The sequence below is a fragment of the Paenibacillus oceani genome (assembly GCF_014705615.1).
Classification (GTDB): domain Bacteria; phylum Bacillota; class Bacilli; order Paenibacillales; family NBRC-103111; genus Paenibacillus_AB; species Paenibacillus_AB oceani.
Map to the genome: position 1 here is coordinate 14,932 of NZ_JACXJA010000055.1, position 14,889 is coordinate 29,820.

Annotated in this window: 15 protein-coding genes and 1 other annotated feature; all 15 genes read left to right on the forward strand. The window is 53.0% G+C overall.

Translation table 11 applies throughout. From position 1 onward, the window contains the following. The first annotated feature begins 48 nt into the window (after positions 1-48). The 15 genes from gltX (at position 49) to rpoB (ending at position 14,871) form a co-directional block, all read left to right on the forward strand. Positions 49-1,515: a glutamate--tRNA ligase gene (gltX, locus tag IDH45_RS30150; RefSeq protein ID WP_190931865.1), complete on the forward strand. Its 1,467-nt coding sequence runs from the start codon at positions 49-51 to the stop codon at positions 1,513-1,515. 447 nt (positions 1,516-1,962) lie between these two features. Next, entirely contained in the window at positions 1,963-2,688 is a 726-nt protein-coding gene (gene cysE / locus IDH45_RS30155) for a serine O-acetyltransferase (RefSeq protein ID WP_223837148.1), read from the forward strand. Further along, complete coding sequence (gene cysS / locus IDH45_RS30160; protein ID WP_190931867.1) at positions 2,669-4,066, forward strand: cysteine--tRNA ligase; 1,398 nt, start codon at positions 2,669-2,671, stop codon at positions 4,064-4,066. Before cysE ends, cysS begins: the two co-directional genes overlap by 20 nt. 13 nt (positions 4,067-4,079) lie before the next feature. Beyond that, complete coding sequence (locus IDH45_RS30165) at positions 4,080-4,490, forward strand: Mini-ribonuclease 3 (protein ID WP_190931868.1); 411 nt, start codon at positions 4,080-4,082, stop codon at positions 4,488-4,490. A gap of 2 nt (positions 4,491-4,492) precedes the next feature. Then, complete coding sequence (gene rlmB, locus IDH45_RS30170) at positions 4,493-5,239, forward strand: 23S rRNA (guanosine(2251)-2'-O)-methyltransferase RlmB (protein WP_190931869.1); 747 nt, start codon at positions 4,493-4,495, stop codon at positions 5,237-5,239. A gap of 21 nt (positions 5,240-5,260) precedes the next feature. Next, positions 5,261-5,773 (forward strand): NYN domain-containing protein, encoded by a 513-nt coding sequence (locus IDH45_RS30175; RefSeq protein WP_190931870.1) that lies wholly within the window; start codon positions 5,261-5,263, stop codon positions 5,771-5,773. A gap of 123 nt (positions 5,774-5,896) precedes the next feature. Further along, positions 5,897-6,541: an RNA polymerase sporulation sigma factor SigH gene (sigH, locus tag IDH45_RS30180; protein WP_190931871.1), complete on the forward strand. Its 645-nt coding sequence runs from the start codon at positions 5,897-5,899 to the stop codon at positions 6,539-6,541. Between the two features lie 273 nt (positions 6,542-6,814). Beyond that, a complete protein-coding gene (gene secE / locus IDH45_RS30185) occupies positions 6,815-7,024 on the forward strand; it encodes a preprotein translocase subunit SecE (RefSeq protein WP_190931872.1) in 210 nt (69 codons plus the stop codon). Positions 7,025-7,043: 19 nt separating this feature from the next. Then, positions 7,044-7,577, forward strand: coding sequence for a transcription termination/antitermination protein NusG (gene nusG / locus IDH45_RS30190; protein WP_190931873.1), 534 nt, complete (start codon positions 7,044-7,046; stop codon positions 7,575-7,577). A 140-nt stretch (positions 7,578-7,717) separates the two neighbouring features. Further along, entirely contained in the window at positions 7,718-8,143 is a 426-nt protein-coding gene (gene rplK / locus IDH45_RS30195; RefSeq protein WP_190931874.1) for a 50S ribosomal protein L11, read from the forward strand. A 74-nt stretch (positions 8,144-8,217) separates the two neighbouring features. Further along, complete coding sequence (gene rplA, locus IDH45_RS30200) at positions 8,218-8,910, forward strand: 50S ribosomal protein L1 (RefSeq protein WP_190931875.1); 693 nt, start codon at positions 8,218-8,220, stop codon at positions 8,908-8,910. Positions 8,911-8,974: 64 nt separating this feature from the next. Beyond that, positions 8,975-9,132, forward strand: a sequence feature (ribosomal protein L10 leader region). An 85-nt stretch (positions 9,133-9,217) separates the two neighbouring features. Further along, positions 9,218-9,727 (forward strand): 50S ribosomal protein L10, encoded by a 510-nt coding sequence (gene rplJ / locus IDH45_RS30205; protein ID WP_190931876.1) that lies wholly within the window; start codon positions 9,218-9,220, stop codon positions 9,725-9,727. Positions 9,728-9,776: 49 nt separating this feature from the next. Then, positions 9,777-10,142 (forward strand): 50S ribosomal protein L7/L12, encoded by a 366-nt coding sequence (gene rplL, locus IDH45_RS30210; RefSeq protein ID WP_190931877.1) that lies wholly within the window; start codon positions 9,777-9,779, stop codon positions 10,140-10,142. 79 nt (positions 10,143-10,221) lie between these two features. Further along, positions 10,222-10,818 carry a class I SAM-dependent methyltransferase gene (locus IDH45_RS30215; protein WP_190931878.1) on the forward strand — a complete coding sequence of 199 codons (597 nt, stop codon included), beginning with the start codon at positions 10,222-10,224 and terminating at the stop codon, positions 10,816-10,818. 498 nt (positions 10,819-11,316) lie between these two features. After that, positions 11,317-14,871, forward strand: coding sequence for a DNA-directed RNA polymerase subunit beta (gene rpoB, locus IDH45_RS30220; protein ID WP_190931879.1), 3,555 nt, complete (start codon positions 11,317-11,319; stop codon positions 14,869-14,871). The last annotated feature ends 18 nt before the right edge of the window (positions 14,872-14,889 follow it).

The window sequence follows — 14,889 nt, forward strand, 5'->3', positions numbered from 1 at the left end:
GTTACGGATTAGAGAGCAGGCAGTTCACACATTGAGAGGGGATCATCCATGACCAGACCTATTCGTGTCCGCTACGCGCCGAGCCCTACAGGGCATCTGCACATCGGCAACGCCCGGACCGCACTTTTTAACTATTTGTTCGCCCGTCATCATAACGGTAAATTTATTATCCGCATCGAGGATACCGATGTGAAGCGAAACGTAGCAGGCGGGGAGGAAAATCAGCTCACCTATTTGAAATGGCTGGGCATCGACTGGGACGAGAGCATCGACGTCGGCGGCCCGTTCGGCCCGTATCGGCAGACGGAGCGTCTCGATCTGTACCGGAAGTACGCCGAGCAGCTTATAGCCGAAGGTCGCGCTTACTTGTGCTACTGCACGGAGGAAGAGCTGGAGCGGGAGCGGGAGGAACAGACGGCCCGCGGAGAGACGCCCCGGTATTCCGGCAAGCACCGCCATTTGACGGAGGAGCAGCGCAAAGCTTATGAAGCCGAAGGACGGGTGCCGAGCATCCGGTTCCGGGTGCAGGAAGGCAAGTCGTATACGTTCCACGATTTGGTTAAAGGGGACATTACGTTCGAATCGGACGGCATCGGCGATTTTGTAATTGTGAAGAAAGACGGGATTGCCACTTACAATTTCGCTGTTGTGATCGATGATTACTTGATGGAGATTTCGCACGTGCTGCGGGGCGAGGATCATATCTCCAATACGCCGCGCCAGCTGATGATCTACGAAGCGCTGGGCTGGGAGCCTCCGCAGTTCGCGCACATGACGCTGATCGTGAATGAGCAGCGCAAGAAGCTGAGCAAGCGCGACGAGTCAATCATCCAGTTCATCGAGCAGTATGACCAGCTTGGCTTCCTTCCCGAAGCGATGTTTAACTTTATCGCGCTCCTCGGCTGGTCGCCTGAAGGCGAGAATGAACTATTCTCGAAGGAGGAACTGATCGCGGTATTCGATGCGGACCGGCTGTCCAAAAGTCCGGCTGCTTTCGATACGAACAAGCTGAACTGGATGAACAACCAGTACATCAAAAAAGCCGATAGCGGCCGTATCGCCGAGATGGCGATTCCTCACCTACAAAAGGCGGGGCGCCTTCCGGCCGAGCTGGATGGCGGGCAGCGGGAATGGGCGGCGGCGCTGGTGGCGCTTTATCAGGAGCAGATGAACTGCGCGTCGGACATCGTGCCGCTGACCGAAGTCTTTTTCCGCGATGAGCCGGAAGACGATGACGAAGGCCGCGCTTTGCTCGGCGAAGAACACGTTCCGGCCGTGCTGCGCGCTTTCCTGGCTCAGATCGAGCAGGCTTCGGCATTTACGCCGGAGACGATCGGCGGGCTGCTCAAGGCGGTTCAGAAGGAAACGGGGTATAAAGGGAAGCAGTTGTTCATGCCCGTGCGAGTTGCCCTGACGGGACAAATGCATGGACGCGACTTGAACCAGACGCTCGCGCTCCTGGGACAAAGCCGTGTGGTGGAGCGGCTTCAAAAGCGGTTGTCAGAAAGAAGCTGATCATGTATACTTGGTGTACTTTCAAGTTACGCTGTAATTATCAAGCTTGTGATAATTGTCAACATACACCATAAAGGCTTTGATCGGGAAAGTACGTGTCGGCCCGGGTTTTACAGAGAGGGCAATCGGCGGATAGGTCGCCGGCTGCAAGTTGCCCATTCCCGCCTTCATCGGAAATGCACCCGTGAGCCGCACATCCGAGCTGTCATCCGGCAGGGTAGGGGGTGCCGTCCGTCCGCGTTAAGGACATGAAGAGGGATAGCGAACACATCCGGGTCCGCGCCGCATGTAACGTGCGTGCGTGTATCAAGAGGCGCTGTCCAAGCAGAGTGGAACCGCGTGTCGACGTCTCTGCAGCCTAGGCTGCAGGGGCTTTTTTGTTTGGATGGGCGAATATCGGAAGTATAAAACCAGGGGTCCGCGCATACGGTCAAGCGGCTTCAGCTGCTGCCGTTTCCGTTACGGGGGCGACTAAAAGCAGGTGACGACATGTTCCGCACCATGAAATCGGACATTCAGGCCGTTTTCGACAACGATCCGGCCGCGCGCAGCGTATTTGAGGTCGTGCTGACCTACTCGGGTTTGCACGCCATATGGGCACATCGGGTGGCGCATTGGTTTTATGTCCGCAGATGGTTTATGATCGCCCGAATCATTTCCCAATTCAGCCGGTTTATGACCGGCGTCGAGATTCATCCCGGCGCCAGGATCGGCCAGAGGCTGTTCATCGACCATGGCATGGGGGTTGTGATCGGAGAGACTTGCGAGATCGGCGACGACGTTCTGCTGTTCCAGGGAGTTACACTCGGTGGAACGGGCAAGGAAAGCGGGAAGCGCCATCCGACGATCGGAAATCATGTCGTCATCTCCTCCGGCGCCAAAGTGCTGGGTTCGTTCACGGTGGGCGACAACTCCAAGATCGGAGCGAATGCGATCGTCCTAAGCGAAGTCCCGCCGAACAGCACCGTCGTCGGATTGAAAGCGCGCGTCGTCAAGCGCGATGGCGTCAGCCTGAACAAGCTCGATCACGACAAGCTGCCGGACCCGCTCATCGATCTGTTTCAGCAGATGGAGACGCGGATACAAGAGCTCAAACACGAAGTCGAGCAGCTAAAAACAGAGATGCGTAACCAAAACGGAGGGGTTCAACCTTATGAGTCTAAAAGTGTATAACACCATGACTCGGGCTAAAGAAACGTTCGTACCGCTTAACCCAGGCAAAGTGAATATGTATGTGTGCGGTCCGACGGTATACGATTATATCCATATCGGCAACGCCAGGCCGGCTATTTTCTTCGATGTAGTCCGAAGATATCTGCAATTGACCGGTTATGAGGTCAACTATGTAGTGAACTTTACTGACGTCGACGACAAGCTGATCCGCAAATCGGAGCAAACCGGACAACCGGTGCCGGAAATTGCAGATACGTTCATTGCCGCTTATCATGAGGACATCGAGGCGCTCGGGATTCGCAAGGCGGATATAAATCCGCGGGTAACCGAGAATATCCCGGAGATCGTACGGCTTATCGAAGAGCTGGTCAAGGGAGGATTCGCTTACGAGAGCGAAGGAGACGTGTACTTCCGCACCGAGAAGTTTGAAGAGTACGGGAAGCTGTCCCATCAAAATCTGGGCGAACTGCAGTTCGGGATTCGCGTCGAGGTCGACTCGCGCAAAGAAAACCCCCAGGACTTCGTCCTGTGGAAAGGCGCCAAGCCGGGCGAGATCCGCTGGTCCAGTCCTTGGGGCGACGGGCGTCCGGGCTGGCATATTGAATGTTCGGCAATGGCCCGCAAATATTTGGGCGTTACGCTCGACATTCACGGCGGAGGCCAGGACTTGCAGTTCCCGCATCATGAGTGCGAGGTGGCGCAATCGGAGTGTGCGAACGGGCATCCGCTCGCCAAATATTGGATGCACAACGGATACATCCATATCGATAACGAGAAGATGTCCAAGTCGCTCGGCAACGGGATCAACGTCAGGAAGCTGCTGGAACGGGTGAAGCCTCAAGCTCTTCGTTTCCTGTTTTTGTCGACGCACTACCGCAATCCGCTTAACTTCAGCGAAGAGGGGCTGGAGCAGGCGGCCAACGGGCTTGCAAGAATCGAGAACGGAGTTGCCAATTTAAAGCATCGACTCAAAAGCGCGGAAAAAGGTGCGGTGAATGAGCAGGTGTCGGAAGCGGTGGAACGGATTAAACGGACGTTTCACGAGAAAATGGACGACGATTTCAACACGGCCGATGCGATCACAGCTGTATTTGACCTGATCTCGGAAGGCAATGCCTACCTCGCCAAGGCGGATGCTAACGCAGAGACGATCGGACTTCTGCTCCAGGTGCTGCAGGAGTGGGATTCGGTATTGGGCATACTAGCGGAAGAGAAAGAAGAATTGCTGGATGACGAAATCGAGCAGTTGATCGCAGAACGGACGGAAGCCCGCAAAGCCAAAAACTGGGCGCGTTCCGACGAAATCCGCGATTTGCTGACGGTTAAAGGTATTGTGCTGGAGGATACGCCTCAAGGCCTCCGCTGGCGGCGGAAATGACGGGGCGGCGCTGATGGATGTCAATCTGTTCCGATTCGATCCCGCAAAGGCCCCGTCCCAGTTAAACCCGCTGGTTCTGGCGTATATCGGAGATGCGGTATTTGAAGTATACATCAGGCAATACGTCATATCGAGACCGAACCATAAGCCGAACCACCTGCACAGGGAATCGGTAAAATTCGTCTCGGCCAAGGCGCAGGCGAAAACGCTGAGATTGTGGCTGCCTCTGTTGACTGAAGAAGAAACGGATATTGTGAAGCGCGGCCGAAACGCCAAGTCCGGAACGATGCCGAAAAATGCGGACGTACTGGATTACCGGCACAGCACCGCCTTCGAATGTCTGATCGGATATTTGTACTATAAGAAACGGTTCGATCGGCTGGAGCAGCTGCTCGAGCTCATGTTGGAAGAACCGGGAGGATAACGATGGAAGAAGAATTTATTGCAGGCAAACATTCCGTGCTGGAGGCGCTGCGCTCCGGCCGGACGATTCATAAAATCTGGATTGCCGAGCAGGCGCAGAAGCATCATACGCAGCCGGTTATCGCAGAAGCAAAAAAACAGAGCGTCGTCGTTACACAAGCCGACAAGCGCAAGTTGGATCAGCTCGTACCCGGCGTGCAGCATCAGGGTGTAGTCGCCCAAGTGGCCGCCCACGATTATGTGGAAGTGGAAGATTTGCTGGAGAGGGCCAGATTCCGGGGCGAGGTGCCGTTCCTGATCCTGCTTGATGAGATCGAAGACCCGCATAACCTCGGCTCGATCCTGCGCACGGCCGATTGCACGGGCGTTCATGGAGTCGTCATTCCGAAGCGGCGTTCTGTCGGCCTGACCGCAACCGTCTCGAAAACTTCGGCCGGAGCCGTGGAATACGTTCCAGTCGCACGCGTGACCAACATGGCCCAGACGATCGATTCGCTCAAAAAAGAAGGGATCTGGGTCGCGGGCGCAGACGTCGAGGCGAGCCGTCTTGTCTATGATTTTGACTTTAAAATCCCGCTGGCGATCGTCATCGGCAACGAGAATCAAGGGATCGGCAGACTGATCAAAGAAAAATGCGATTTTCTCGTCAAGCTGCCGATGGCCGGGCAGATCAATTCGCTTAACGCTTCCGTGGCCGCATCCGTATTGATGTACGAGGTCGTCCGCCAGCGCGGCGCGGCGATCTCGTAACCGTCCGCCCCCCGGGAGAGCATGAAACAAGTTGTCATCGTAGACGGCTATAACATTATCGGAGCTTGGCCGGAGCTGCAGAAGCTGAAGGACATCAGTCTGGAAGAGGCGAGAGACAGGCTGATCGACATGCTCGCCGATTATCAGGCTTACAAGGGAAGCAAAGTATATGTCGTGTTTGACGCCTACCAGGTGCCGGGCCTTGGGGGAATCTACCGGCAGCATCAAATCGAGGTGCTGTACACGCGCGAGAAAGAAACAGCCGACGAACGGATTGAGCGGCTGGTAACGGATCTGAGAGGAAGAAGAACGCAGATCTATGTCGCGACATCCGACTCGGTCGAGCAGAACGTGACGTTTGGACAAGGCGCTCTTCGCCTTCCGGCGAGGGAACTGCGCCTGGCGATCCGGGAGATCCGCAAGGAAATCCGTGTCAAGATCGACGAGTCGGCGGCACCGGCCAAAAACACGTTCGAAAGTAAATTAAGCGGCGAGCAGCGGGATTTGTTCGAGAAGTGGCGCAGAGGCAAATAAGGAACCCGGAGCCTAGTACTCTAGCGGGGCTTTCGGTTGACGATGTTAGATTACATAATGTATACTAGTCCTATCTTTTGTAGCAACGTCGCCAGGTTTAGCTTGCAGCCGGAGGGATATTGGGTGAGCATCGACCTCAAAGAACTGAGAATGCACGATTTCGACTTGAAGTCCGACGAAGAAGTCGTCGAATCGGTCCGCGATGGCAGCAGCGAAGCGCTGGAGTACTTGATCAACAAGTACAAAAACTTTGTTCGTGCTAAAGCCCGTTCTTATTTCCTGATCGGAGCCGATCGTGAAGACATCGTCCAGGAGGGCATGATCGGCCTGTACAAGTCGATCCGCGATTTTCGCGAGGACAAGCTCGCCACGTTCAAAGCTTTCGCCGAACTGTGTATAACCCGCCAGATTATTACCGCTATCAAAACCGCCACCCGGCAAAAGCATATTCCTTTAAACTCTTATGTGTCGCTGGACAAGCCCATATATGACGAGGATTCGGACCGAACCCTTCTCGATGTGATATGCGGCACCCGTGTCACCGATCCCGAAGAGTTGATTATCAACCAGGAAGAATTTAGCGGTCTGGAAGACAAGATGGGCGAGATCCTTAGCGATCTGGAACGCAAAGTGCTTATGCTGTACTTGGACGGCCGGTCGTATCAGGAAATTGCTGTCGATTTGGACCGTCACGTCAAGTCGATCGACAATGCGTTGCAGCGTGTCAAGCGCAAGCTTGAGCGTTATTTGGAAGTGCGCAACATCTAGGAGGACATTCTTCACTCCGTCCCGGAGGTAAGGATGTCCTTGTTGTTTTGCAGCCCATTGCTCTTGGCAGGGTGTAAACCTCTTGTTTCATGACAGGTTTGCATAGGGGCGACTTGGGCCAAACTGTAGAAAAAGCCGACAGGCGCGGCACACACGAGCGCGTTTTCTTGACACGCTTGGAAGACTGTGATAAAGTAGTTCAGGTAGCCCTATTTCCGGGGGTTTTTTGTTATGGACCGGTAAATGGCTAGCCGTAGGTTTGGAGGGGTAATCGTGACGTTTGTGCAAAGAATGAAGCGAGGTTTCGGCTCTACGTTTTCGTTTCTTACCGACAGTTGGTCGGAGCTTAAGAAAGTCAAATGGCCGAGCCGTAAAGAGCTCATCAGTTACACCCTTGTGGTGCTTGTGACGTGCACGTTCATGACCATCTACTTTTGGCTGATTGACCTCGGACTGAGCGAAATCCTGCGCCTGTTCGAATGATGGGAGCCGGGTGACGATAATGGAGAAAAGATGGTACGTCGTACATACCTATTCCGGGTATGAGAACAAAGTTAAAGCCAACTTGGAAAAACGCGTCGAATCGATGAACATGCAGGACAAAATTTTCCGTGTGCTCGTTCCGATGGAAGAAGAAATCGTGAACAAGGACGGCAAGAAAAAAACCGTCATGCGGAAAGTGTATCCGGGCTATGTGCTCGTCGAGATGATTCAGACGGACGATTCCTGGTATGTGGTGCGCAATACGCCGGGTGTAACCGGCTTTGTCGGATCGACCGGTTCCGGTTCGAAACCGACGGCGCTGCTGCCTGAGGAAGTCGATGCGATCCTGAAGCATATGGGGATCGAAGAGCCGAAGCCGAAGATCGACTTCGAGCTTAAGGAAACCGTACGCGTCAAGGTGGGACCGTTCGCGAACTTTGTCGGCACGGTAGAAGATATTTTGACCGACAAGGCCAAGCTCAAAGTGCATGTCAACATGTTTGGACGGGAAACCCCGCTTGAGTTGGAATATACCCAAGTGGAGAAGATATAAGGATTTTTTCGTGATCGGATTTCCGGTCATGCTGGAATCTGTCTGGTTTCTGGGCTTATTCCGCTAGAGTAAGCCTTCAATCGTGGGAGGGTGCCGCAGGGTCCCGCTCGCACCACATTATGCGCAAGGAGGTGTGTCGCATGGCTAAAAAGGTAATTAAACTGGTTAAGCTGCAAGTTCCAGCTGGTAAAGCGAATCCGGCTCCGCCAATCGGTCCGGCACTCGGTCAAGCAGGGGTCAACATCATGGCTTTCTGTAAAGAGTTCAACGCGCGTACCGCTGATCAAGCAGGCTTGATTATTCCGGTTGTCATCACAGTATTCGAGGACCGCTCTTTCACTTTCGAGACGAAAACTCCTCCGGCTGCTGTTTTGCTTCGCGTAGCCGCCAAGATCGAAAAAGGATCCGGCGAACCGAACAAAAAGAAAGTTGCAACTGTGAAGCGTGACGTTGTTCGTCAAATCGCCGAACAAAAAATGCAGGACCTCAATGCAGCATCAGTGGAAGCTGCAATGCGGATGGTTGAAGGAACAGCCCGCAGCATGGGCGTTGTTATTCAAGACTAATGGTTTTGGGTGCGGAGTTCATCCGCACAAGTGGGAGGATTTTCCGCTAACACCACAAAAGGAGGAATACGAACATGGCAAAACGCGGTAAGAAGTACCAGGAAGTTGCCAAGCTGGTCAATCCGGACGCTAGCTACGAGCCGGCGGAAGCGATTGAACTTGTTAAAAAAGCAGCTCCTGCTAAGTTCGACGAAACCGTCGAAGTAGCCGTTCGTCTCGGGGTTGACCCGAAAAAGCAAGACCAAGCCGTACGCGGTGTAGTCGTGCTTCCGAACGGAACAGGTAAAACAAAGCGCGTCCTCGTGTTCGCAAAAGGCGACAAGGCGAAAGAAGCCGAAGCGGCCGGAGCGGATTTCGTAGGCGATCAAGATTTGATTACAAAAATCCAGCAAGGCTGGTTCGATTTCGACGTCTGCGTCGCTACGCCGGACATGATGAGCGAAGTCGGTAAACTCGGCCGTCTGCTTGGGGGCAAAGGCTTGATGCCGAACCCGAAAGCCGGTACGGTAACGTTTGATGTAGCTAACGCCGTGAAAGAAATCAAAGCCGGTAAAATTGAGTACCGTCTCGACCGTGCTGGACAAATTCACGCGCCGATCGGCAAAGTATCGTTTGGTGCCGAGCAACTGCAAGAAAACTTCCGCGCACTGGTGGAAGCTCTTGTCCGTGCTAAGCCGGCAGCAGCCAAAGGCGTATACTTGCGCAACATCGCCGTTTCGTCCACGATGGGTCCGAGCGTACGCGTAAACGCCCAAACCTTCAGATAAACCGTGCTGGCGAACTTCGCCATTTGCATTTTGCAAACGGACATGGTAATCTGTTAAAGGTTCTTAAAACGAATATAGTTGACCGTAGACAGTAGGTGCCGCGAGGCTTAATTTCCTACCGAGGTGTTACGATACAATGCAGCGTGCTTTTTCTGTCTAAGAGAAAGTTGCAGTGGAACGTTATGCCTCCGTCTAACCCGCGGAGGCTTTTCTATTGGCTGCTCGTCTTCATCGCTCTGATGAGGACGGACTCCGAAGTCTCTCGGTCAACGATAGGTTGAAAGTAAGTTCTCAGGAGGTGTAACATATGCCAAACGCAAAAGTACTTCAAGAAAAACAACAAGCGGTTACCGAAGTATCGGCAAAGCTGCGCGAGAGCGCAAGCACAGTCGTAGCGGATTACCGGGGATTGAACGTCGCGCAAGTGACGGAACTCCGTAAACGTCTTCGCGAAGCTGGTGTTGATTTTCAAGTATTGAAAAACACATTGGTACGCCGTGCGACTTCTGATGCCGGACTGACGGAGCTCGACAGCGCTCTGACTGGACCGACAGCAGTTGCGTTCAGCAAAGACGATGTAGTGGTAGCTGCAAAGATTTTGTCGGAATTCGCGAAGAAAAACGATGCGCTGAAAGTAAAAGGCGGCGTCGTTGAAGGTCGCGTTGTAGACGCAGCTCAAATCAAGGCGCTGGCGGATCTTCCTTCCCGCGAAGGACTTCTGTCCATGCTTCTCAGCGTCCTTCAAGCACCGATCCGCAACTTCGCGCTTGCGGTTAAAGCGGTATCGGAAAAGCAAGAAGGCGGAGCACAAGCTTAATCGGATTTTCAACGTACAACAACATATTTCCTAATTGGAGGGTTAACTCATGAGCAAAGAGCAAATCTTGGAAGCCATCAAAGGCATGTCCGTTCTTGAACTGAACGATCTCGTGAAAGCAATCGAAGAAGAATTTGGCGTAACTGCAGCAGCGCCTGTAGCAATGGTAGCTGGCGGCGGCGCTGCAGCTGAAGTTGAAGAGCAAACCGAATTCGACGTTATCCTCGTCGAAGCTGGCGCTTCCAAAATCAACGTTATCAAAGTCGTTCGCGAAATTACAGGTCTTGGCCTGAAAGAAGCGAAAGACGTAGTAGACGGCGCGCCGAAGCCGATCAAAGAAAAAGTATCCAAAGAAGATGCGGATGCGGTTAAAGCGAAGCTTGAAGAAGCTGGCGCAAAAGTAGAAGTGAAGTAATTCGGATCACAGATCCCCTTTGGAGCCTAACCGCTTCAAGGGGGATTGTTTTTCGTAACCGAAGTGGCGGAGGGATCTTATGGCGGACCATTATTATTCGAGAAAACCTACGGCGGCCAGCGACAGACATACGATTCAGTGCGAGCTTCGAGGGCGCGAATTTGTCTTCGTAACCGACGCCGGGGTGTTTTCCAAGGAAGGGATTGACTTTGGCAGCAGGCTTCTGATCGATACGATGGATATCGCCCTTACGGATGAAGTGCTGGACGTAGGCTGCGGGTACGGTCCTATCGGGCTTTCGGCTGCGGCGCTTGCCGAGCAAGGCCGGGTTACAATGGTAGATATTAATGAAAGAGCGGTGGAACTGGCCAAAGAAAATGCGGTCCGCAACGGAATCGGGAATGCGGATATCGTTCAGGGCGATTTGTTTGAGGCGGTTCAGGGCAGGACGTTTACGAAAATTTTATCCAATCCCCCGATCCGGGCGGGCAAGCAGGTGGTGCATCGTATTTTTGAAGAAGCTTACCATCATCTGACCGAAGGAGGACAATTGTGGATCGTGATCCAGAAGAAGCAGGGTGCTCCGTCGGCGCTCGCCAAGCTGGAATCGCTTTTTGAAAATGTGCGGGAAGCGGATAAGGACAAGGGCTACCGGATTTACTGCGCGACGAAATAAGGTTAAGGGTTGACGAACGCCCGAGTAAGTTGTATTTGACTCGCGTTGCTGGTTGTGTTAATATTATAAAATGTCAGTATTAGGATGGGTGTTATGTCTTTAATTCGCTAAAATGTCAAGTCCTTTTTTTACAGAGGCATGAATAAAAATTAGCGAATGAAGTATAATGTTTACATTTTGGGGAAAATCTACTTAAATGTGAACATTGGGAAAGGCTGCCACGTTACCGCAGAAAAAAGGTCTCATGCAATGCCGTTAAGTGTGAGTTCAAAAAGTCCGGTTTTCAGCACCGAGAAGATTGGATGAAGTTAGGAAACGAGGAGCGGAGCGTAGTGGGAGCTACGTGAGCACCGGAAGTTCCGGCTGAATTCCATATTCGATGTCGAGTAAGCTTCCTGATCTGCTTCGTGATCAAAAGTGGACTTTTTGAACAACCTCGTTAAGGCTAACCAATCGAGGCTTTTCTTCTTTTTTGTTTGCAGTATTTTTTGAGTCGATGTGAGGGGTGAAGGAAAGTTGGCGGGTCATACTGTTCAATACGGACGTCGCGAGCGAAGAACGTACGCGCGGATTAACGAGGTACTGGAAGTCCCGAACCTGATCGAGATCCAGCAGAAATCGTACCAGTGGTTTTTGGACGAAGGCTTGCGCGAAATGTTCCAGGATATTTCGCCGATTCAGGATTTCACGGGTAACTTGGTGCTGGAATTTATCGATTACAGCCTGGGAGAGCCGAAATATTCCGTCGATGATTCAAAGGAACGTGATGTCACGTACGCAGCTCCGCTGCGCGTCAAGGTACGTTTAATCAATAAAGAGACCGGAGAAGTAAAGGAGCAGGAAGTGTTCATGGGCGATTTCCCGCTCATGACCGAGACCGGAACCTTTATTATTAATGGTGCCGAACGGGTTATCGTCAGTCAGCTCGTTCGTTCCCCCAGTGTTTATTTTAGCACAAAAGTCGACAAAAACGGCAAAAAAAGTTACACCGCAACCGTTATACCGAATCGGGGAGCTTGGCTGGAGCTGGAGACGGACGCTAAGGACATTATCTACGTACGGATCGACCGGACGCGGAAAATTCCTGTAACCGTGCTTCTTCGCGCACTCGGATTCGGAACCGACGCAGAGATTATCGATCTGCTCGGTGATGACGAGTATATCCGCAATACGCTGGATAAAGACAATACCGATACGACCGAGAAGGCGTTGATCGAGATTTACGAGCGGCTCCGCCCAGGCGAACCGCCTACGCTCGATAATGCCAAAAGCTTGCTGATCGCCCGCTTCTTCGATCCGAAGCGATACGATCTGGCGAACGTCGGCCGCTACAAAATCAATAAAAAGCTGCACATCAAAAATCGTCTGTTCAACCAAAGATTGGCGGAAACGCTGGTCAATCCAGAAACGGGCGAGATTATTGCGGAAACGGGTCAAGTGCTGGACCGCCGTCTGCTGGATGAAGTGCTGCCTTATCTGGAGAAAAACGTAGGCTTCATCGAGTATGGCGTCAGCAACGGCGTCCTGGATGCGGACCGCATCCCGATGCAAGCTATTAATGTATACTCGCCGGTGGAAGATGGCAAAGTCGTCAAAGTCATCTCTAACGGGATCATCGATAAATCGGTCAAGAACATTACGCCGGCGGATATTATTTCGTCGATCAACTATTTCATCAACTTGCTGCATGGCATTGGCAGCACGGACGATATCGACCATCTCGGCAACCGTAGACTGCGTTCCGTAGGGGAACTGCTGCAAAATCAGTTCCGTATCGGTTTGTCCCGGATGGAACGCGTTGTACGCGAGCGGATGTCGATTCAGGACGCAAACGTCATCACGCCGCAGGCGCTGATTAACATTCGTCCGGTTATCGCATCGATTAAAGAGTTTTTCGGCAGCTCGCAGCTGTCCCAGTTTATGGATCAGACGAACCCGCTTGCGGAACTTACGCACAAGCGCCGTCTGTCCGCTCTCGGCCCTGGCGGTCTGACCCGGGAACGCGCTGGCTTCGAAGTCCGCGACGTTCACCATTCCCACTATGGACGGATGTGTCCGATCGAGACGCCGGAGGGACCGAACATCGGTCTGATCAACTCGTTGTCGTCGTTTGCCCGCATCAACGAGTACGGCTTTATCGAAGCTCCATATCGTTGGGTCGACCCGAAAACCGGTCAAGTAACGGAGCAGATCGCGTACTTGACGGCCGACGAGGAAGACAACTACGTGATCGCTCAGGCGAACGCCGAGCTGAACGAGGACGGAACGTTTACGAATGATTCGGTTATCGTTCGTTACAAGGACGATATATTGACTCTTCAAAAAGAACGTGTCGACTATATGGACGTATCTCCGAAGCAGGTCGTTTCAGTTGCTACCGCGCTTATTCCGTTCCTGGAGAACGACGACTCGAACCGTGCTCTCATGGGATCGAACATGCAACGGCAGGCGGTTCCGCTTCTTATACCAAAGTCACCTCTCGTAGGTACCGGAATGGAGCACAAAAGTGCAAAAGACTCAGGGGTGTGCGTCGTCAGCAAGCATGACGGTTATGTAGAACGCGTATCCGCCAACGAAGTTTGGGTACGCCGCCGTCAGGTGGTAGACGGACGTATGGTAGAAGGAGACTTGATCAAGCACCGTCTGCATAAGTTTATCCGTTCCAACCAAGGGACTTGCATTAACCAGCGTCCTATCGTGCGTAAAGGACAGCCTGTCAAAGTCGGCGATATTCTGGCCGACGGTCCGTCGACCGAGCTGGGCGAACTGGCTCTTGGCCGCAACGTCGTCGTAGCGTTCATGACTTGGGAAGGCTACAACTACGAGGATGCGATCCTGCTTAGCGAGAAGCTCGTGAAGGAAGACGTCTATACGTCCATTCACATTGAAGAATACGAGTCCGAAGCCCGTGATACGAAGCTTGGACCTGAAGAAATTACACGCGATATTCCGAACGTGGGCGAAGACGCCCTGCGCAACCTTGACGAGCGCGGTATTATCCGCGTAGGCGCCGAGATCAGCGCGGGAGACATTCTCGTCGGCAAAGTTACGCCAAAAGGCGTTACCGAGCTGACAGCGGAAGAACGTTTGCTTCATGCGATTTTCGGTGAAAAAGCGCGTGAAGTCCGCGATACGTCGCTGCGAGTACCGCACGGTACGGACGGGATCGTCGTGGATGTCAAAGTATTTACCCGGGAGAACGGTGACGAACTGCCTCCTGGCGTTAACCAACTCGTTCGTGTTTATATTGCCCAAAAACGTAAAATATCCGAAGGCGACAAAATGGCAGGCCGTCACGGCAACAAAGGGGTTATCGCCCGCATTTTGCCGGAAGAGGATATGCCGTTCCTGCCGGACGGTACGCCGGTACAAGTCGTGCTGAACCCGCTTGGGGTTCCGTCGCGGATGAATATCGGTCAGGTGCTTGAAGTGCATCTTGGCATGGCCTCGCTGCGGCTTGGTATTCATACTGCCACTCCGGTATTCGACGGAGCGCGCGAGTATGACGTGTTCGATACGATGGAAGAAGCCGGCATGCAGCGCAACGGCAAGACGATTTTGTACGATGGACGCACAGGCGAACCGTTCGAGCGTGAAGTAACAGTCGGCGTCATGTACATGATCAAGCTGGCGCACATGGTCGACGATAAGATCCATGCCCGTTCCACCGGACCATACTCGCTCGTTACGCAGCAGCCTCTCGGCGGTAAAGCCCAGTTCGGCGGCCAGCGTTTCGGGGAGATGGAAGTTTGGGCGCTTGAAGCATACGGCGCAGCTTATACGCTGCAAGAGATATTGACAGTCAAATCCGATGACGTCGTCGGACGCGTCAAAACGTACGAGTCGATCGTCAAAGGCGAAAACGTACCTGAACCGGGTGTTCCGGAGTCGTTCAAAGTTTTGATCAAAGAGCTGCAAAGCTTGGGTATGGACGTCAAGATTTTGTCGGAGAACGAAGAAGAAATCGAGATGAAGGAACTGGACGACGAGGACGATGTGTCCGGCGACAAGCTCAATCTCAACTTGGAAGGCACCGAAGTCGGGATGGAATAATCGTGCGGATGGCGCGAT

What these genes read in the sequence shown, in the direction of transcription:
- gltX (WP_190931865.1), top strand. Translation starts at nt 49, where the DNA reads ATGACCAGACCTATTCGTGTCCGCTACGCGCCGAGCCCTACAGGGCAT.
- cysS (WP_190931867.1), top strand. Translation starts at nt 2,669, where the DNA reads ATGAGTCTAAAAGTGTATAACACCATGACTCGGGCTAAAGAAACGTTC.
- IDH45_RS30165 (WP_190931868.1), top strand. Translation starts at nt 4,080, where the DNA reads ATGGATGTCAATCTGTTCCGATTCGATCCCGCAAAGGCCCCGTCCCAG.
- rlmB (WP_190931869.1), top strand. Translation starts at nt 4,493, where the DNA reads ATGGAAGAAGAATTTATTGCAGGCAAACATTCCGTGCTGGAGGCGCTG.
- IDH45_RS30175 (WP_190931870.1), top strand. Translation starts at nt 5,261, where the DNA reads ATGAAACAAGTTGTCATCGTAGACGGCTATAACATTATCGGAGCTTGG.
- nusG (WP_190931873.1), top strand. Translation starts at nt 7,044, where the DNA reads ATGGAGAAAAGATGGTACGTCGTACATACCTATTCCGGGTATGAGAAC.
- rplK (WP_190931874.1), top strand. Translation starts at nt 7,718, where the DNA reads ATGGCTAAAAAGGTAATTAAACTGGTTAAGCTGCAAGTTCCAGCTGGT.
- rplA (WP_190931875.1), top strand. Translation starts at nt 8,218, where the DNA reads ATGGCAAAACGCGGTAAGAAGTACCAGGAAGTTGCCAAGCTGGTCAAT.
- rplJ (WP_190931876.1), top strand. Translation starts at nt 9,218, where the DNA reads ATGCCAAACGCAAAAGTACTTCAAGAAAAACAACAAGCGGTTACCGAA.
- rplL (WP_190931877.1), top strand. Translation starts at nt 9,777, where the DNA reads ATGAGCAAAGAGCAAATCTTGGAAGCCATCAAAGGCATGTCCGTTCTT.
- IDH45_RS30215 (WP_190931878.1), top strand. Translation starts at nt 10,222, where the DNA reads ATGGCGGACCATTATTATTCGAGAAAACCTACGGCGGCCAGCGACAGA.